The organism is Vibrio sp. Vb1574, from assembly GCF_033338675.1.
Window position 1 is genome coordinate 183,810 of the sequence record NZ_JAWOTC010000005.1, and the last position, 18,712, is coordinate 202,521.

Below are 18,712 nucleotides of genomic sequence, written 5' to 3' on the forward strand. Positions count from 1 at the left end.
CGACTATGCGAGGTTAGGTGGTGCAATGAGCATCGTTGAGTTCAAGTTAGAACCAAACACTTTATTACTCGCCAAAGCTTGCTCTTCTTTCTGCCATGGCGTTGAGGATTGCCTCAGAATCAAGGGTTTGAGTCCAGGATAGCAGGTTATCATCATTCTCAATCACAAACGCGGTAAGCTGAGACACGATTGCCTTTCTCAATGCTTCGCCTTTCCAAGGTTTGGCAATGTAATAATCGAGACTCGCGTTATTTACGGCTTCTACGGTGTCTTCCAAACCGGCTTGTCCTGTGAGTAAAACTTTGCGCGCTGCTTTTGTGTCACCATTTTGACTGAGTTCGATTAAGAAGCTGATCCCAGTTTGTTCCGGCATAATGTGGTCACATAAAATGAGCGCAAGCTGAACTTCTTCTTCCGCCATTTCCTCGATCACTTGCCTTGCTTCAGTGACTGATTCCGCTCCCTCGACAATAAAATGTTCCTCAAAGGGAGCGAGATCCTGGAGCACGCTATCCAAGACTTCTCGTTCGTCATCGACACATAAAATTAAATACTTGGTCATGTTTCATCTCCTTCTTCGATGACTGGTAACCAGACGGTCATTCGTGTGAACTGGCCGATCTCTGATTCGACGTCAATCCACCCTCTGTGTGCTGTTACGATTTGCTGGCAGATGGACAGCCCGATACCTAAGCCAAAATTACCTTCTTTTTTTGTGGTGAAGTTCAGCTCGAAAATGGCGTCTCTTTGCGATTCAGGAATGCCACATCCATTATCTTCAAATGAGATAACGGCATAATGTGTGTGCTCTTTTTCTACAAGGCGTGTTTGTATGTTTAACACACCTTTCTCTGGAAATGCGTCAATGGCGTTAGAGACCAAGTTCGTCCACACCTGTTGGAGTGCGATCGGTTGACAAAGGATGGAAGGCAAGTTTGCATAGTCGGTTGAAACTTGGTGCATTTTTAATTTGTTCTCGAAAATCACCAAGGTGTCTTCAATGCCCTCATGAATATCGGCATAGTGCAGGGTCTCATCATCTGACCGAGCATATCCTTTCAGGCTTTTTACCATATCAGCAATTCGTGCTGCACAGACATTAATTGAGCGAAGTGTAGAACCTGCTTTGTGGTATTGCTCAAGTGTATTGAGGGCATGATAAGACGCTTGCTGCTTTCTCGTTAGTTGGGTAAGTAGCTCGTGATCGGATTCTAAACCAAGGCTCACCACTTTCTTTGCTAATGCTCTGTCTGGAAGTATATGGCTAAGCGCTTTTACGCGTGATCTGAGCTCGGCGGTTGAAGCGGGTTTTGAGGTTTGCGCTTTGCTCAGTAATTCAATGCCTTTGCTTTGTATATCGGAACTGGGCGCATCGTTAAGTAATCGTTCTAGTGTATGCGTTAAATTCTCTACGCCCCTTAATATCGCGGCTACTGGATTGTTTAGTTCGTGGGCCACTCCAGCAACCAATTGACCAAGCATCGCCATTTTTTCTCTTTCAATGAGCTGCTGGTGGGCTGATTCTAAAGATTCGAGCGTTTTTTGAAGTTGCAGTTTGGTGTTGATGCTTCTTTGCAATCGGCGGTTGAAGTGGCGTAAAAGCAAGTTTGTAAAAAGAGGCAGTAAGTTTGAGTCGCTTTGCATCACTTTATTGAATACGTTGCGATCGAGTTTGATAACTTCTGTTTTGGTTAGTGTTAGAGCTGTCGAGAAAGAACATTCCCCAGTAACAAACGACATGCCTCCGACAATATTCCCTTTGTTATGGCGTACAACCTCTCGCTGCATGCCTTGCTCATCGCGCTTGTACAGAGCCACTTCACCTTCGGTGATAAACCACAAAAAGCAATTTGGCTCGCCTTCCACGGTTAATAAGTGTTCAGGTGAGTATGTACGGCAAGCTCTTGTTTCGTCATTATCTTTGAAAAATTGCTGGAGAGCGGAGATCACTTGCTCGGCTAACTCGGCATCAGACATCGAGTGGTAGTCGTGTAAGAATCCGGCTTGATAATGGCTCATCTGGTTATTGATGTGCGCTCGCAACAAGCTGTGATGATCCAATATCTGACTGTAACTTAGCAGGTCTTCTTTGCCATTTCGCAAGATAAATTGGGTCAGCTCTTTTTGCACTGTGTTAAATAAGACGTGATCTGGCAAAGGTTTAGTGAGGCAGTGGTCGAGCCTGCCCTCATTAACGGCAGTGAGAATTGCCTCTATATCAGACGAGCAGCTAATAAGAATTTTTCTTGCTTGCTCGGTATGTGGCATCCGGTCTAAACCAATAAGAAAATCCACGCCGTTAAAATGAGCGTGATGGCTCGCTATAACTAAAGCAACAGTCTGTTCTCTTTCTTCTAGATACTCTAAAGCGCTTTGAGCCTCTTCTATCGATTCGACAGAAAAAATATCAAACTTACTTGAGAAGGCAGACAGCTCCAATCGAAACTGTTCAGCACTGATTGGGTTGTTGTCGAGACACAACACAGCATAACGATTCACAGATGTTTTAGCTCCGGTTAAAACTTCGCCACGCAAACTTTAACAATAAAAGGACATGATGAGTGGGAGCCAAGTATGATTCCTGATTAATGGACTAGAATAAGCATCAATAGTCTGATTTGTCTCAATGTTTTCTCCGCAGGTGGTTTGGGGTAGACTGACCGAAAATATCTAATAAGTGACGTTATGCAAAATCTTAAAAAAATCGGCGCCATTGGTGGTGCTATCTCATTAGCACTGTGTTGGCCATTGGCTGTCGGACAAATTGGTCAGTCCATCATTGAAGATGGTATTACCAATATGAATGATGAAATGATTAAAGGCGAAGTGGTCGAGTATCAGCGTGGCTATTTGTCTTCAGTCGTGCTGACTCGTTATTCAGTTGTTGATCCTGAGCTTAAAACGCAGTTAGAGCGTGATGGTATGCCAACGACGTTTGACGTAACCAGTGATGTTAGCCACGGTCTAACAAGCCTAACAGCAGATTCAAAATTGGTGGACAATGACTTTTTGCCTCTCACGATGCATAGCCAGACTCAACTAAATGGCAATACAGCATTTATCCTCGACCTAGACAGTTGGCATTATCGTAACGAAGCGCAAGGCGTTTCTGTTTCTACAAGCCCTGCAAAAGTAACAGGTGATGTGACGGTATTGGGTGATCTCAATTACCAAGTTTCCGTTCCTTCTGTTCAAGTGGATTTTGAAAACGGTGAAGAGCTTCATCTGAATGCATTGACAGGGCAAGGTAAAGGAAAGCAAGCAAAAGGCTACTGGTTAGGCGAGCAATCTTTCTCTCTAGAGAAGCTAGATGTGGTTGATGCGAACTTAACGCCTGTCTTTTTGATTGAAAATGCGAGCTACCGTGGTAACACTACGATGAGTGAGTCTGGTGATAAGCTGAACAGTCAATTAAACCTAGATGCTAAGAAACTACGTTTAACTGATGGGACGGATGTCGATAACTTTAAGTTGGATTTCTCAATTGCAGATGTGGATAGCCAGTCTTTTGATCAAATTATGTCTATCTATCAAGGCTCTCCTATGCTAGATGAGCAGGAAATTGCGAATTTATTGCCGCATGTCGATACGCTGTTTAGCAAAGGTTTTGATTTATCCGTGAACGAGCTTTCACTCGCGTTCGGTGACGGCAAGTTCCACAACGAGTGGCAACTATCCATCCCTGAAGGTACTGAGCATATTACTCAAGATCCAATGAAGTTGGTGACGGCCACTACTGGTGAACTTAGCACTTACTTCTCTGATGAATTAGTAACGCATTACCCATTTATTCAAGAAGGGATTGATGAGCTCCTTATTATGGAGTTGATCGAAAAAGTAGAGGGCGGTTATCAATTAAAAGCAGAAATTGGTGAAGGCAAATTGAAGTTCGAAAATGGGCATGAGTTCCCATTGGTGGCTCTACTTATGCCTGCTTTGATGCAACAACAGTAATTCGTGTTGTTGCGAATTTGTTCCAATTCAACGCTTAGTCTTTAAAAAGAGGTCGTAAGACCTCTTTTCTTGTTTTTATCACTGAGAAAACGTGATATTAATTTCTTAATATTTACATAGCAGGAGCAATGAGCATCATGGAACAAAATACGGACAACGTATTTAACTTCAGTGCAGGGCCAGCAGGTCTGCCTAAAGCAGTTATGCAGCAAGCACAAAAGGAACTAATCGATTGGCAAGGTCTTGGCACTTCGGTCATGGAAATCAGCCACCGAAGCAAAGAGTTCATCAAAGTTGCAGAAGAAGCCGAGCAGGATTTACGTGATCTTCTGAATATTCCGGACAACTATAAAGTGCTGTTCTGCCAAGGTGGTGCTCGTGCTCAGTTTGCTGCTGTTCCTCTAAACTTACTTGGTGATGCCGATACGGCAACTTACATCGATGGTGGTTATTGGGCTGAAAGCGCGGTAGCTGAAGCGAAAAAATACTGCGAACCAGACGTGTTTGATGCAAAAACAGAAATCAACGGGAAAGTCGCGGTTCTACCTGCAAGTGAATGGAAAATTGCTCCAGAAGCGGCTTACGTTCACTTCTGTCCAAATGAGACCATTGATGGTATTGAGATTAACGATCTTCCTATCACCGACAAACCGATTGTTGCTGACATGTCTTCGACAATTCTTTCTCGTGAAATTGATGTGTCGAAATACGGTGTGATTTACGCGGGCGCTCAGAAAAATATTGGTCCTTCCGGCATTGCTATTGCTATCGTGCGCGATGATTTATTAGGTATGGCGAAGCAGGTACTACCAAGTATTTTGGATTACACTGTTTTGGCCGAAAAAGAATCAATGTTCAACACGCCACCAACCTTTGCATGGTACCTGTCTGGTCTTGTTTTCAAATGGCTGAAGGCACAGGGCGGAGTAAAAGCGATTGAGCAAGTGAACCGCGCTAAAGCCGCGCTACTGTATGATTACATCGATCAGTCTGATTTCTACCGTAATGGCGTGCACTCAGCAAACCGTTCTTTGATGAACGTGCCATTTCAACTTGCTAAGCCTGAACTGGATGCAACCTTCCTTGAGCTAGCAGACTCTAAAGGGCTGAAAGCGCTAAAAGGTCACCGAGCAGTTGGTGGTATGCGAGCATCCATTTATAACGCAATGCCGCTTGAAGGCGTTCAAGCGTTAGTAGACTTCATGCAAGAGTTTGAGAAAAACTACGCGTAAGCTCAAACTGATAACTGATATTTGTTCTCCAAAGCGTCGCTATTGCGGCGCTTTTGTTTATCTCAACTCACATCATTCCAGGAAGGTAAAATGACCAAGGCAAATATTGAAGCGCTGACTAAGCAGTTCCCAATCTTGGCAGCACTTATTGATCTTGAAGAGGTTTGTTGGTTTAACCCCCATATCACTTCCTTGGAGGAAGGCTTACCTCATGTCGGGTTAGATGAAAAAGATATTCAAGCGGCGAGTGAACGGCTAGCACGATTTGCGCCTTATTTGATGAAAGCGTTTCCCGAAACGGAAACGTCGCGTGGCGTTATTGAGTCCGCAGTGGTGGATATTCCCAATATGAAAGTGCGTTTGGAGCAGCAATACGACACACCAATATTGGGCCATTTAATGCTCAAAAAAGACAGTCATTTGCCAATTTCTGGTTCGATCAAAGCGAGAGGTGGTATTTATGAAGTGCTCACTCATGCAGAAAAGTTGGCGTTTGAAGCCGGCTTGCTCTGTGAAAGCGATGATTACAGCAAATTGTTCAGCAATGAGTTTCGGCAGTTTTTTAAGCAGTACAGTATTGCGGTTGGCTCAACCGGCAATCTTGGTATGTCCATCGGCATCATGAGTGCGAAGCTGGGTTTTTCAGTTTCAGTCCACATGTCTGCGGATGCGCGGGAATGGAAGAAAAATAAGCTCCGGTCACATGGTGTTAATGTCGTAGAGCACCAAGAAGATTATGGTATTGCTGTCGAGCAAGGTCGTAAAGAGGCAGAAAAAGATCCCAACTGTTTCTTTATCGATGATGAAAACTCACGGACGCTGTTTCTAGGTTACTCTGTTGCGGGTGAGCGTCTTAAGCAGCAGTTTGATGACTTGGGAATCGTGGTTGATGAGCATCATCCATTGTTTGTTTATCTTCCTTGTGGTGTTGGCGGCGGGCCTGGTGGCGTGGCATTTGGCTTGAAGGTAGCGTTTGGCGAGCATGTCCATTGTATTTTCGCGGAGCCAACGCACTCCCCGTGCATGCTGTTGGGCGTACATACAGGCTTGCATGACGATATTTCGGTACAAGATTTGGGTATCGATAACATCACCGCCGCTGATGGCTTGGCAGTCGGGCGTGCCTCGGGATTTGTCGGAAGAGCGATGGAAAGGCTACTTGATGGTTTTTACACCATTGATGACGCTCGTATGTATCACCACTTGGGTGAGTTAAGTGAACTGGAAGGTATTAATCTAGAGCCTTCTGCATTAGCCGGTATGATTGGGGCAGTGCACGTCTCGAATAACCATGCTTATCAGTCTCGAATGAAATTTGACGAAGAAAAACTCAAAAACGCAACACATCTTGTTTGGGCAACAGGTGGGGGCATGGTTCCGGAAGATGAAATGGCGGCTTATCTCAAAAAATCTGGTCGGTAAATCAGCACTGTATACGTGCTTAATTAGGTAACTAATAATACAGGAATAACAAAAGGGCTCATCGTTTGATGAGCCCTTCTCGTCACTGAAAATCGAATTATAGAGATTGTAATAGCTGGTAGTAACGACCTTTTTGAGCGAGTAGCGTTGGATGGTCGCCTTGCTCGATGATCTCACCTTGTTCCATCAAACAGATGCTATCCATACTTTCTAGCTCTATCAGTCGGTGTGTAATGAATACTACTGTCTTATTAGCAAAGTGTTCATTGAAAAGCGCCATCACTTTTTGTTCCGTACGCTTATCGAGGCCTTCAGTCGGTTCATCTAAGAGTAGGATTGGGGCATCACGTAGCAATGCTCGAGCAATACCGATTCGGCGTTTCTCACCACCAGATAACTGACGGCCGCCATCGCCTAACCAAGCGTCTAACCCCGGTTCTTCAAGAAGTCCGCCAAGCTCGACTTTTTGTAAAATAGTAGACAGTTGCTCATCACTTGCATCCGGAGCGGCCATGAGTAAGTTGTCACGTAGTGTCCCGTTTAGTACATCTACGCGTTGACTGACCACAGTCATTGCTGCTCGCAGGTCCGACTCGCTCCAATCTTGCAGTTTTGCACCACCGATTCGAACTTCACCTTGGTTAACATCCCAGTAGCGGCAAAGAAGCTGAATCAGTGTTGATTTACCTGAACCTGTTTGACCTACAATTGCAGTTTTAGTGCCCAACGGTAGTGAGAGTGACAAGTCTTTCAGTACCTTTTGCTGACCGTCAGGGTAAGTAAAATCTATGTTGTCGAATTCAATGTCTAACGTTGTGTCTTTATGTTTCGACTGCTCAGGGAAGACAACGTCAGGTTCAGCCAAAATTACTTCATTTAAACGACGAGCAGAGGTCAACGTTTGACCGAGATACTGGAATGCGCCCGCGATAGGCATCAGAATCTCAAAGCTCGCCATGGTTGCAAACGCAAACAGCGCAATCCAAGGATCAGGAGCACGACCACCTACGCCGTCTGCAGCAAACCAAAGCATCACAACCAGTGTAAGGCCGTTCACCAGCATAAGCAGGCCTGAAGCCATGCCCGTTAAATTCGCGTTCACAAATTGGTTAGACAGCAACTGCTTCTGCTTCTCTAGAATGAGATTACGATAACGTTCTTCTGCTCCAAAGATACTCAGTTCACTGTAGCCTTGAAGCCAGTCCAGTGTCGCCACTCGCAATTGCGCTTTATGATGAGTGAGATTCTCGCCATTATTTTTACCCAGTTTATAGAACAGCACTGGCCATACAAACAACATGACGGTAAGAATCGAGCCAAGCAGTAGGGCGAGATGCCAATCAAAGAACGCCAGGACAGCCGTTAAACTCAATATGCCAAAAATACCAATCACGACAGGGCTGATAAGTCGAAGGTATACGTGATCCATCGCATCTACGTCCGCTACTAGGCGGTTGAGCAGATCGGCATCACGCATCGTAGAAACACGACCCGGAATCAGTGGTGCAAGTTTCTTAAAGAAGAAGATGCGTAGATCGGTAAGCAGCTTGAACGTTGCATTGTGGCTAACGACACGTTCTCCCCATCGACCTGCGGTTCGAGCCATTGCAGCGCCGCGTACCCCGGCACCTGGTAACATGTAGTTGAAGGTCTCACGAGCAACCGTCAAGCCTGCCACCGCTGCGGCTGAAATAAACCAACCTGATAGCGTTAATAAGCCAATAGACGCCGCTAAGGTCAGAAATGCCAGTAGCATACCTAGCGAAAGACCAAACCAGTGTTTTTTATAGAGTTTTAGATAAGGGAGTAAATCACGCATCTAAGTTCCCCTTGTCTGTTTCACGTTGTGCGAGGTTCGCTTCCAACATGTCTTTAAATAAGCCATCTTCTGTCGACAGTGTGGCGTAATCACCACGTTGAACAATCTGGCCGTCCTGCATAACAAGAATTTGCGATACGTTTTGTAAAGGCGCAAGTTGGTGAGTAATCATCAAATTCGTTGTGGCATGCGCATACTTGTTAATGCCTTCCATCACGAGTTTTTCACTGCGAGCATCTAAGCTTGCGGTTGGTTCATCTAATAACCAAAAACGACCATTTTGTAGCATGGCGCGAGCCAGTGCTAAACGCTGCGCTTGGCCGACAGATAAACCACCAGAACGATCAGATATCGGATAATCCAACCCATGCATTTCAACAAATTCAGCAGCGTGAGAGTCATTCAACACAGAATGTACGTCTGCATCCTTAATATTGTGCTTACCTAGTGTGATGTTATCTCGAATGCTACCGTGTAATAGCATCGGGTTTTGACCAATCCAGCTTACTGCCTCTCGCCATGTGGCTAGATCCAGTTGCGACAATTCACAACCATTAATCTTCAAGCTACCTTGATAAGGCATGAAACCGAGGATGGTGTTTACTAAACTTGTTTTACCTGCGCCACTTGGTCCAACCAACGCTGTACTTTTGTTGGCTTCAAGAGAGAAGGATAGGGGACCTGCGAGCTGCTTACCTTCCGGACTAAAAATGGTTAACTGGTCCGCTTCAATATGGATAGGGCTGTTTTTATCTAACGCTTGGGTACCATCTTTGATTTGATCGACTTCCAAATCCAGAAACTCGACAATGCTTTCTGCTGCGCCAACCGCTTGCTGTTTCGCATGATAGAACGTGCCCAAATCACGTAATGGCTGATAAAACTCTGGAGCAAGAATCAGAATGAACAAACCAGCAAAGAGCGTAACACCTGCGCCGTAGTAGCCGAAATCGAGCTCCCCGATATAACTAAAGCCAAAGTAGACAGCGGTAATTGCGATAGAAATAGAAGTGAAAAACTCTAACACCGCAGAAGACAGAAACGCGATTTTCAGAACGTCCATGGTACGAGTACGAAAGACTTCCGAAGCACCCTTAAGAGTTTCAGTTTCAGATTTTGTTCTATCGAATAAGCGAATGGTCGTCATTGCTTGCAAGCGGTCATAAAAGTGACCCGACAAACGCTGCATTGCTTTAAAGTTTTTACGGTTTGCTTCTGCGGCTTTCATCCCAACCAGTGCCATGAAAATAGGCACTAGTGGTGCAGTGACCAGGAAGATCAAGCCTGCTGCCCAGTTTACTGGGAATACGACAACCAAAATGATGAAAGGCACTAGTACCGATAATGACATTTGAGGCAAGTAGCGTGAGAAGAAATCTTGCATATCTTCTACCTGCTCTAAGATGAGCGTTGCCCAACTGCCAGCAGGTTTGCCTTTGATGTAAGCTGGCCCAAGTTTATGAACTTTATCTAAAATGAGTTGGCGAATATAAACTCGAATTTGCTCCCCGCAACGGTAACCGGCAAGCTCTCGACCCCAGGTACAAGCAGCTCGACCGATAACCGTGCCACCGAGCCCAACAAAATGCCAAATGAGGTCGGCTTTGTCGACTTGGTCAATGATTAACTGGTGCAGAATGGAGGCGAGCAGGGCTGCTTGAGCCAATAAAAACACGCTTGAAAGTACGCCTAGGCCTATCGCAATCATAAGCCAGCGCTTGGCTAACTTACTTTGTTGCTTCAGCCACTTATTCAAGCTGCTTTGCTTTTTCTTATCCATCGTGAAGGCTTAATGATAATTGTTTTAATGAGGCGGTAGTATACAAAAGAAAACCCAGCGGGAATACCGCTGGGCTTTAAGGATATGACACAAATGTGAAAAGTTATTTGTCACCAAGTGAGTCTAAGAAACGTTCAGCATCTAATGCAGCCATACAACCTGTACCTGCAGAGGTGATCGCTTGACGGTAGTTGTGGTCCATTACGTCGCCAGCTGCAAATACACCTTCGATACTAGTTTGTGTTGCGTTGCCTTCAATACCTGATTGAACGATGATGTAGCCATCTTTCATGTCTACTTGGCCTTCAAAGATTTGTGTGTTTGGCTGGTGGCCAATTGCGATGAATGCACCCATTACATCGATATCTTCTGTCGCACCGCTGTTCACGTCTTTAATGCGGACGCCCGTTACGCCCATATCGTCGCCCAGTACTTCATCGAGAGTGCGATCGGTATGAAGAACGATATTACCGCTTTCAACTTTATCCATCAGACGTTTCACAAGGATCTTCTCTGCGCGGAATGAATCGCGGCGGTGGATCAGGTGAACTTCTGACGCAATGTTAGATAGGTATAGCGCTTCTTCAACAGCCGTGTTACCACCGCCCACAACTGCAACTTTCTGATTACGGTAGAAGAAACCGTCACAGGTTGCACAAGCAGAAACGCCGCGACCTTTAAATGCTTCTTCAGACTCAAGGCCAAGGTATTTTGCTGATGCGCCGGTAGATATGATTAAGGCATCACAAGTGTACTCACCTGAGTCGCCTTTTAAACGAAATGGGCGTTGTGATAGCTCTACGTCATTGATGTGATCAAATACGATTTCAGTTTCAAAACGCTCGGCGTGTTCTTTCATGCGATCCATCAATGCTGGACCTGTCAGTCCCTCAGCATCGCCTGGCCAGTTTTCAACTTCAGTTGTGGTGGTTAGCTGACCACCTTGTTGCATTCCCGTCACAAGCACAGGGTTTAAGTTTGCACGCGCTGCGTAGACGGCAGCTGTGTATCCTGCAGGACCAGAACCAAGAATTAATAATTTACAGTGTTTTACGTCGCTCATTATGGCTCCAAAAAGGGCGTAACATTTCCCTCGATTGTATGGAAATTCTTAGTGCTTTAAAAGCATAAACAACGATTGTGATCGAATAATTGGTTATAGATTAGAACCCACTAAATATTGATAGAGAACGTTGACTTCTAGCATAAAATTCTATTCGTAGTAGAGAAGTCTAGTTTCAAATGTTGTCAAAGCGTAAAACTGAAACATGGCTCTGTTTTTGCGGTTTGACTTGGTTTGTTGTGTTGTTTTCGTCGTTTTGTTGAAGCTATCAACGTTAAAAGCTGGTAATTGCAGAATATTTGCGTAACCTAGTGTGTAAATTAAATGTTAATTAATGTACCTCATTAAAGGAGCAAATGATGTTACATTCACGTGAGAATACTCTACATTTAACACAGCTCAGCATGGCAGCAATTGAGCAGCTTTCCCCATCGTTTGAAGAACTGCCTCGTACCGAACATGCAGATGGTCAGTATCGACTACGACGTTATTCTGTGGTTGGTTTTGATAACGGCAAAGTCATCGACTTAAATAAAAATAGCTTTGTTCAATCCTCTGATATCAACCGATTTCAAGGTGATGTAGTAAGACAATTCGAGCCAATTGAGAAGGATATTCTTACCAGCGATGGCTTTCGGGAAATGTGTGAATTGTTTGTCAATGTGAATCATCTGCCAAACGGTCAAGAAATAGAAATTCACCAAATCCGTATCAGGGCACTGGAAGAAGAAACCCAAGTAGCACCTGAAGGTGTGCACCAAGACGGTTTTGATCACATTGCAATGGTTGGTGTGGGACGCCATAACATCATCGGTGGCGACATCATGCTGTACAGCAGCCATAACCAAGCCCCATTTTTCCGTAAAGTGCTAGAAACCGGAGAGGTCGCAATCTTGGCTGATAGCAAGCTGTGGCATAACGCGTGCCCAATCCGCTCTGTTATTGATGACGAAGCGGGCCATATGGATGTATTTGTACTTACTGCTACGGATAAGCGTAATGAACTTCAATCTTAATCAGATCAGAGAGCAATTTCCGGCGTTGGCTCAATACCACAACGACAAGCCCGTGACGTTTTTTGATGGTCCAGGTGGCTCACAAGTGCCTCAACCAGTACTAGACAGCATGGTTGGGTATTTAGGTCGTTTCAACGCTAACTTAGGCGGGCATTATTTTTCTAGCCAAGTGACCGTTGACGTAATGCAAAATGCGCGTGAGTCGGCTCAGGCGCTACTTAATGCCCCTTCATCTGGCAATATTGTCTTCGGTGCCAATATGACCTCACTAACCTTTCAGCTTAGTCGCGCGATTAGTCGAGATTGGCAAGCAGGAGATGAGATCATTGTCTCCGCTTTGGATCACTATTCAAATGTATCCAGCTGGCAGCAAGCGGCAGAAGATAAAGGCGTTACGGTTCATCAAGTTCGTATCAACGAAGAAGATTGTACGCTGGATATGGAGCATTTAAGCCGCCTTCTTTCTGATAAAACGCGCCTTGTCGCTGTGACTTATGCATCGAACACGACGGGTTCTATTGTGGATGTACAGCAAGTAGTCAGCATGGCGCACAATGTTGGGGCACAAGTTTATGTGGATGCCGTCCATTATGCGCCTCATCATTTGGTTGATGTTCAAGCGTTAGGTTGTGACTTTTTAGCTTGCTCAGCTTACAAGTTTTTCGGACCGCACGTTGGTATTGCTTACATAGCCGATCAGTGGCTCCACAGTATTCGCCCTTACAAAGTCGAGCCTGCCACTAATATAGGCCCTGGTCGATTTGAAACAGGAACGCAAAGTTTTGAAGGTCTTGCTGGTGTCGTTTCTGCGGTTGAGTATCTGGCTCAATTTGGTGAAGTCGGTTTACCTCTTCGCCAACGGTTGGAGCAAAGCTACCAACTGTATGAACAACATGAGCAGCGCTTGAGTGAGCGTTTCTTGCAGCGTTTGAATGCATTAGATGGTGTCAATCTATTCGGTATCGCAAAGGAAGATAGCCAACTCCGCACGCCAACTTTTGCGCTAACGTTTGACCGATATTCTCCAGAGTTCATCGCGAAAACACTGGGTGAACATAACATTTGTGTATGGAATGGTCACTTTTATGCGTTGGGCTTAGTTCGTCAACTTGGTTTAGAAGAATCGGGTGGTGTAGTGCGAATTGGTTGTATGCATTACAACACAATAGAAGAAGTCGATATGTTATTCGATGTGCTAGAAAGCATCCTTGACGCATAACTAACGATTTCTTCCTAATAGAAAAACAAAAGCTCGAGTCAAAATCGAGCTTTTTTCATTTTTATTTGAATCAACGCGTTCTGCAAGCGATTACTCACTAACTTCAACTTCATAGGAAGTGAATTTTCTTACATTAATAACGCCGGTATCAAAGATGAGGTATTGACCTTTGATGCCTTGCAAAGTGCCAGTAACAACCGGGTTTTTATCGAAGTTATGCGAAGTGATCTTCGTTGGGTGCTGTTGTACCGGGTAGCTAAGGTCGGTAATGCTTTCGTTTAATACTTCAATGGCATCTTCGCCGAATTGCTGTTTTATCTCGGCAATTTTCTCTTCGACTAAAGGCAATAGCTCAGCAAAACGGTCCTGCAATGCCATAGGTTCACCGTCACCTTTTAGCAGTGTGCGCCAATTGGTCTTGTCTGCGATATGTTTCGCCAGTTCAACTTCAATTAAACCGGAGATATGGCGAGTTTTTACTTTAAAAATTGGCAAGCCCTGAGTCGCGCCTTGGTCAATCCAACGAGTCGGGATTTGAGTATGACGAGTAATACCAACTTTTAAGCTGGATGTGTTGGACAGGTAGACAAAGTGATCCACCATGCAATTCTCTTCACCCCATTGTGGTTCGCGACAAGTCCCTTGATCGTAGTGGCAGGTCTCTGGCTTCATGATACACATGTCGCAGCTTGCTAGCTTTTTCATGCATACAAAACAGTGGCCTTGCGAATAACTCTTTTTCGTTTTCTTTCCACATGAGCAACAAAAAATATTGCCAGTGTGAATCAGTGTGAGCGTTTTACCCAGAAAAGGAGTTAAGTCGATTTCTTCCTCACCGACAGGAAGACGGTAGTTGACGGCACCGTCCAGAGAAGCACGCATTTTGTTTAGCGTGCCAGTTGCAATTAATGACATGACATTACTCATTATTGTGTTTTTGCACAGTATATACTGAAGTGGAGAAGAGATGCAGGGTTGACAGGAGCTTTAAAGTAAATGTCTTGCACTAAATTATTATGCATCGTGTTTTATTTTCTAAAAATTATGGCTGTGAAATGCTTCGCAAATAGAAGTTGGGCTGCACTTTTTAGAAATTTTAAAACGTGATAACGGTTCAAAATCCGTTACCATGTGTCGAAACTAAGAATTGAATGAAAAAGCGATTTTATTTCTTGATAAATCATCTTGATTTCATTTTTGAAATTATTGAACCCCACGTATTGTATAATCTCAGCAGGTCACTTGCCCATGAAGTGGATCCATAACTTTATCTTTGCTCTTTCTATTTGCACTATCAGTTTGGTTGCCCTTTATAGTGTGCTTGGCGATACGCGAAAGCTGACCATTACACCTGAGCATTTCAATATCTATGCAACTAAAGATGCCAGTGAAGGAGGTGTGAGTGAGGCAGATATCACATACGATCGGCAAAGCCTAGTCCTTAGCTGTGAACTAAAGCAGAGCTCGTATGCTTGGCCTTACTGCGGAATCTCGGTTTATACCGATTCAGCAACGCCAACACAGGGTATTGACCTTTCCAACTACCATACGATTCGATTGAAGGTGCGATATGAAGAGGCAGGAATAGGGGCTAACCCTAGCCACGACCTACGTTTGTATCTTCGCAATTATAATTCTGAGTATTCCAAGCCGGACGACGAGTACACCATTAAATATAATGGCATGCAGTTTTCTCCGTCGGGTTCGAGCGATATTGTCGAAATTCCGATTAAAAATCTTCAGGTGATGACCTGGTGGTTAGCAGATAACGGAGTCGCGATTGAGCACTCTGCACCTGAATTTTCAAACATCACACGTATTGATATTGCAACTGGGTCTGGTGCGGCACTTGGTAAACATAGAATTGTGATTGATAAAATTGAGTTTGAAGGCGCTTACCTTGCGCAAGAAACATTGTTGTATGCATTATTACTCTCTTGGATGGCGCTTGGACTGGCTTTTTCACTGCATGAGTTACGAAAAAATAGAGTGGCTTATGAAAAAGCGCAAAAGCGTCACCGTCATTTGGAAAAGGTGAATGATACTTTGCGAGCTCAAAACTATGAGTTTGCAGAGCTAGCGCATCGAGATGCTTTGACGGGCGCGATGAACCGATATGCTGTGCAACACTGGCTGGAACAACAATCTCGTCAGGTTCGCTGGGGGCATAACACCTTCAGTATTCTCTATTTGGACTTGGATAAGTTTAAAAAGGTGAACGACAAATTTGGGCACCAAATGGGGGATGACATATTGCGCGAATTTGTCATGGTGGTAGCGACTTCTATTTACTCAGACGATCGACTCGTTCGTTGGGGCGGCGAAGAGTTTGTCGTATTTTGCCCTGATACCAATATTGAACAAGCGTTAGAGAAGGCAGAAATGATTCGCAAAAATGTGGAGGATCATTTGTGGGTGCACGGTGAATCATTAACTTGCAGTATTGGCGTTGCCCAAATGCAGAATGAACGCGTCTCAGAAACCATGGCGAGAGCTGACGAAGTGCTGTATCAGGCGAAGCGCAATGGTCGCAACCGAGTGGAAGCTCATTATGGTTTACTTGCTTGCGAAAAGAAGCAAGCCTGATAGCCGTTCACTAAAAGGAAAGAAAAAAGGTGGCCAACTGGCCACCAAGAGGGAAACTGCTGAACACCACTTAGGGGGGAAGTTTGGGTTATCGATACGATTACCGTGAGCAGCAGTGTAGTGCTAATCGAACTTGCTATTTTTACCAGAACAACCAAGCGAAAAGCGTTAGTGCAGCAATACAGGCAATGTTTAATACGAAACCAATTCGCATCATTTCTTTTTGCTTGATATGACCCGTACCGAACACAATCGCGTTTGGAGGTGTTGCAACAGGTAACATAAATGCACAAGATGCAGCGACGGCAATCAGTGCAGAGAGAATAACCGGAGACATGCCTAAGGCTTCTGCAATGGTCGCAAATACAGGGACAAGTAGCGCAGCACTGGCGGTGTTACTCGCAAACTCAGTTAAGAAGACAACAAAAGCAACCACTGCAAGAATCGTTAAGAGAATACCGGCTTGCTCAAGGAAGCCTGACAAGCTATGAGCCAAAAATACGCTTGTTCCGGTTGCTTTTAGGACGTTACTCAGACAGATACCACCACCAAATAGGATTAACACACCCCAGTCGGTTGTTTTCTCAATATCTTTCCACTCGACGGCGCGAGAAGCACCAAGTAGAAGGATGGCGCCAATGGCTACAAGAGTATCGAACTTCGCGAAGCCACCCAGCATAGCGTTAATAGGCTTACTGAATATCCACAAAGTTACGGTCAGTAAGAAAATCGCCAACGTAATCATTTTGCCGTTTGTCCATTCGACTGGTTGATGGTCAAGGTCAAACTTGTGGCTAAGGTCAGGCTTAGTCATCGTGTACAATACGAGGATAGCGATTGGCATTAATACTAGGGAAATAGGTACACCAAACTTCATCCATTCAGTGAAGCTAAGGCCAACTTCAGCTGCTGCAATTGCGTTTGGTGGGCTACCAACCAGTGTTGCAATACCACCAATTGAAGCACTGTAAGCGATACCGAGTAGAACAAACAAAAAGGTGTTGTGGTTTTTCTTGGCGTCTAGCTTTGTCATCACACCCAGCACAAGCGGTAACATCATCGCGGCGGTGGCGGTGTTTGAAATCCACATTGACAGGCCAGCACTCACACCAAATAGCATGAATACAGCGACAGACATTTTTCCTCTTGCCAGCAATAGTACTTTATCTGCAATAGCTTGATCTAACTTTTGTTTATGTAGAGCCGCAGCTAGTGCAAAACCACCCAAAAATAGAAAAATGATGGAGTTGGAAAAGTTATTCAGTGCGGCTTGAGTGTTGAACACACCCAAAAATACCGCAAGTAGTGGTATGAGCAGCGCAGTAATGCTGACGTGAATCGCTTCGGTTAGCCACAAAATAGCAACAAAAACTAAGATGCTCAGGCCGGTTACTACTTGTGGTTCAAAGGGTAAGGTATTAAACAAGATAATGAACAATAGGATATTCGCGTTCAAAATCATGCTGTTGCGAGTGAAGAACCAATTCTTCAATGTCACAGCGAGTGCGGTCATGGGTAGTGCTCCTTTTGCATTGCCTTTTGTCGGTTTTTTTATGGCAAAGTAACTGACTTGTAGTTATTTATTGATGAAATGTTACTTTGAATGCGAAAAAGAGTTTTGCCTGAATCGTAGAGCAAATTAGAAAGTGTGATGTTGAGAATTGGAAATGGGTAGAAAACTACCCATTTGTTTTATAGAAATGTTACTAGGCTTGTGAGCCACGTTATTCCTCTATTCGACGGGGACTTGAAGAGGCTCGTTAGCTGCTTTATTTGGCTCTTTTACTGCGACGATAGGTTCTTGAGGGCCAAGAAACTTAGGCTGCGTATTGATAATGTACAGGTCTAAAAACGCTTTCACACGGGCTAGCAGTTCTCGAACACGCATCGATGTTTTTTGCTTGTTGGCCGTCGGCCCTGCTACCGCGAGACACTGCGCATCAATGCTGTAAGCATCAGCGATGAACAGTGCGCGTTCGCAGTGAAAGCGTTGAGTCACAATCAGAAATCGCTCCGAAGCAAAAATTTTTTTTGCTCGTACAATCGAATCTAAGGTACGAAAGCCAGCATAATCAAGGTGAATCACTTCTTCAGGCACGCCTGCTTTAAGTAAGTCGCGTTTCATTGTCCACGGTTCGTTGTATGAACGGTGGGCGTTATCACCACTCAATAAAAACTGTTTTACTTTGCCTTGGTTGTAAAGCTCAATCGCCGCATTAATGCGATGAGTGTAGTAAGTGTTGAGGATCTTTCCGATGTATTTACTGGTACCAAGAACTACGGCAACCTCATGTTGAGGGATTTGCTCGTATTCAGTGAAAATGCTCTCTTTGGCTTGTAAAACCACCCACCGGTCGATGGCTATAACAGAAACAAGCAGACTAAGTGCAGAGATCGACAAAATCAAAGCAAATCGCTTCCAGGAAAATTTCAGCTTCCACTTTGATCTTATGCGAGAAAACAACAAAACGTTTTATATCCTTAACTAAAAATGTAGTTCTCATCATATCTGATAGAAACAAAAAGAGAGAAGCCCATTTATGCCAAAATCTGGTTAGGATGATAAAAAAATAAAAGCCCCTACATGGTAGGGGCTAATTATTAAACGAATTGTCTCAAGC

General features: G+C 44.5%; 14 protein-coding genes. 6 read left to right on the forward strand and 8 right to left on the reverse strand.

The window, feature by feature from the left end:
* Window positions 1–64: 64 nt before the first annotated feature.
* Window positions 65–562 (reverse strand): response regulator, encoded by a 498-nt coding sequence (locus R7O12_RS06070; protein WP_047100727.1) that lies wholly within the window; start codon window positions 560–562, stop codon window positions 65–67.
* Window positions 559–2,499 (reverse strand): ATP-binding protein, encoded by a 1,941-nt coding sequence (locus R7O12_RS06075; RefSeq protein ID WP_318125689.1) that lies wholly within the window; start codon window positions 2,497–2,499, stop codon window positions 559–561. Before R7O12_RS06075 ends, R7O12_RS06070 begins: the two co-directional genes overlap by 4 nt.
* A 186-nt stretch (window positions 2,500–2,685) precedes the next feature.
* Between R7O12_RS06075 and R7O12_RS06080 the strand changes: the two genes are divergently transcribed.
* From R7O12_RS06080 to R7O12_RS06090, 3 genes are all read left to right on the forward strand, one after another.
* Window positions 2,686–3,954, forward strand: a complete 1,269-nt coding sequence (locus R7O12_RS06080; protein ID WP_064368075.1) for a DUF945 family protein — start codon at window positions 2,686–2,688, stop codon at window positions 3,952–3,954.
* 137 nt (window positions 3,955–4,091) lie between these two features.
* Window positions 4,092–5,186: a 3-phosphoserine/phosphohydroxythreonine transaminase gene (gene serC, locus R7O12_RS06085; RefSeq protein ID WP_031781349.1), complete on the forward strand. Its 1,095-nt coding sequence runs from the start codon at window positions 4,092–4,094 to the stop codon at window positions 5,184–5,186.
* Window positions 5,187–5,276: 90 nt separating this feature from the next.
* Window positions 5,277–6,608 (forward strand): D-serine ammonia-lyase, encoded by a 1,332-nt coding sequence (locus R7O12_RS06090; protein ID WP_318125690.1) that lies wholly within the window; start codon window positions 5,277–5,279, stop codon window positions 6,606–6,608.
* A gap of 97 nt (window positions 6,609–6,705) precedes the next feature.
* Here the strand turns inward: R7O12_RS06090 and cydC are convergent, their stop codons facing one another.
* From cydC to trxB, 3 genes are all read right to left on the reverse strand, one after another.
* Entirely contained in the window at window positions 6,706–8,427 is a 1,722-nt protein-coding gene (gene cydC, locus R7O12_RS06095) for a heme ABC transporter ATP-binding protein/permease CydC (RefSeq protein WP_285334930.1), read from the reverse strand.
* A complete protein-coding gene (cydD, locus tag R7O12_RS06100) occupies window positions 8,420–10,207 on the reverse strand; it encodes a heme ABC transporter permease/ATP-binding protein CydD (protein ID WP_318104684.1) in 1,788 nt (595 codons plus the stop codon). Before cydD ends, cydC begins: the two co-directional genes overlap by 8 nt.
* A gap of 103 nt (window positions 10,208–10,310) precedes the next feature.
* Complete coding sequence (gene trxB / locus R7O12_RS06105; RefSeq protein WP_318104687.1) at window positions 10,311–11,270, reverse strand: thioredoxin-disulfide reductase; 960 nt, start codon at window positions 11,268–11,270, stop codon at window positions 10,311–10,313.
* 359 nt (window positions 11,271–11,629) lie between these two features.
* On the opposite strand from trxB, the gene R7O12_RS06110 reads away from it, so the two are divergent.
* Together R7O12_RS06110 and R7O12_RS06115 are read left to right on the forward strand one after the other, a co-directional pair.
* Window positions 11,630–12,286 carry a 2OG-Fe dioxygenase family protein gene (locus R7O12_RS06110; protein ID WP_193837436.1) on the forward strand — a complete coding sequence of 219 codons (657 nt, stop codon included), beginning with the start codon at window positions 11,630–11,632 and terminating at the stop codon, window positions 12,284–12,286.
* A complete protein-coding gene (locus tag R7O12_RS06115) occupies window positions 12,270–13,505 on the forward strand; it encodes a cysteine desulfurase-like protein (RefSeq protein WP_005377986.1) in 1,236 nt (411 codons plus the stop codon). The genes R7O12_RS06110 and R7O12_RS06115 overlap by 17 nt, the downstream gene beginning before the upstream one ends.
* Window positions 13,506–13,595: 90 nt before the next feature.
* Here R7O12_RS06115 and R7O12_RS06120 read toward each other — a convergent pair whose 3' ends face one another.
* Window positions 13,596–14,420, reverse strand: coding sequence for a DUF2797 domain-containing protein (locus tag R7O12_RS06120; protein ID WP_318104689.1), 825 nt, complete (start codon window positions 14,418–14,420; stop codon window positions 13,596–13,598).
* Between the two features lie 333 nt (window positions 14,421–14,753).
* Between R7O12_RS06120 and R7O12_RS06125 the strand changes: the two genes are divergently transcribed.
* Window positions 14,754–16,091, forward strand: coding sequence for a GGDEF domain-containing protein (locus R7O12_RS06125; protein ID WP_031781257.1), 1,338 nt, complete (start codon window positions 14,754–14,756; stop codon window positions 16,089–16,091).
* Window positions 16,092–16,233: 142 nt separating this feature from the next.
* Here R7O12_RS06125 and R7O12_RS06130 read toward each other — a convergent pair whose 3' ends face one another.
* Window positions 16,234–17,604, reverse strand: coding sequence for an SLC13 family permease (locus R7O12_RS06130; RefSeq protein WP_017634863.1), 1,371 nt, complete (start codon window positions 17,602–17,604; stop codon window positions 16,234–16,236).
* 219 nt (window positions 17,605–17,823) lie between these two features.
* Window positions 17,824–18,558, reverse strand: a complete 735-nt coding sequence (locus R7O12_RS06135; RefSeq protein WP_005388862.1) for a vancomycin high temperature exclusion protein — start codon at window positions 18,556–18,558, stop codon at window positions 17,824–17,826.
* Window positions 18,559–18,712: the final 154 nt, after the last annotated feature.

Bases quoted from the DNA above. Each gene is read 5' to 3' on its own strand.
- R7O12_RS06070 (WP_047100727.1), bottom strand. From the start codon at position 562: ATGACCAAGTATTTAATTTTATGTGTCGATGACGAACGAGAAGTCTTG.
- R7O12_RS06080 (WP_064368075.1), top strand. From the start codon at position 2,686: ATGCAAAATCTTAAAAAAATCGGCGCCATTGGTGGTGCTATCTCATTA.
- serC (WP_031781349.1), top strand. From the start codon at position 4,092: ATGGAACAAAATACGGACAACGTATTTAACTTCAGTGCAGGGCCAGCA.
- R7O12_RS06090 (WP_318125690.1), top strand. From the start codon at position 5,277: ATGACCAAGGCAAATATTGAAGCGCTGACTAAGCAGTTCCCAATCTTG.
- cydC (WP_285334930.1), bottom strand. From the start codon at position 8,427: ATGCGTGATTTACTCCCTTATCTAAAACTCTATAAAAAACACTGGTTT.
- cydD (WP_318104684.1), bottom strand. From the start codon at position 10,207: ATGGATAAGAAAAAGCAAAGCAGCTTGAATAAGTGGCTGAAGCAACAA.
- trxB (WP_318104687.1), bottom strand. From the start codon at position 11,270: ATGAGCGACGTAAAACACTGTAAATTATTAATTCTTGGTTCTGGTCCT.
- R7O12_RS06110 (WP_193837436.1), top strand. From the start codon at position 11,630: ATGTTACATTCACGTGAGAATACTCTACATTTAACACAGCTCAGCATG.
- R7O12_RS06115 (WP_005377986.1), top strand. From the start codon at position 12,270: ATGAACTTCAATCTTAATCAGATCAGAGAGCAATTTCCGGCGTTGGCT.
- R7O12_RS06120 (WP_318104689.1), bottom strand. From the start codon at position 14,420: ATGTCATTAATTGCAACTGGCACGCTAAACAAAATGCGTGCTTCTCTG.
- R7O12_RS06125 (WP_031781257.1), top strand. From the start codon at position 14,754: ATGAAGTGGATCCATAACTTTATCTTTGCTCTTTCTATTTGCACTATC.
- R7O12_RS06130 (WP_017634863.1), bottom strand. From the start codon at position 17,604: ATGACCGCACTCGCTGTGACATTGAAGAATTGGTTCTTCACTCGCAAC.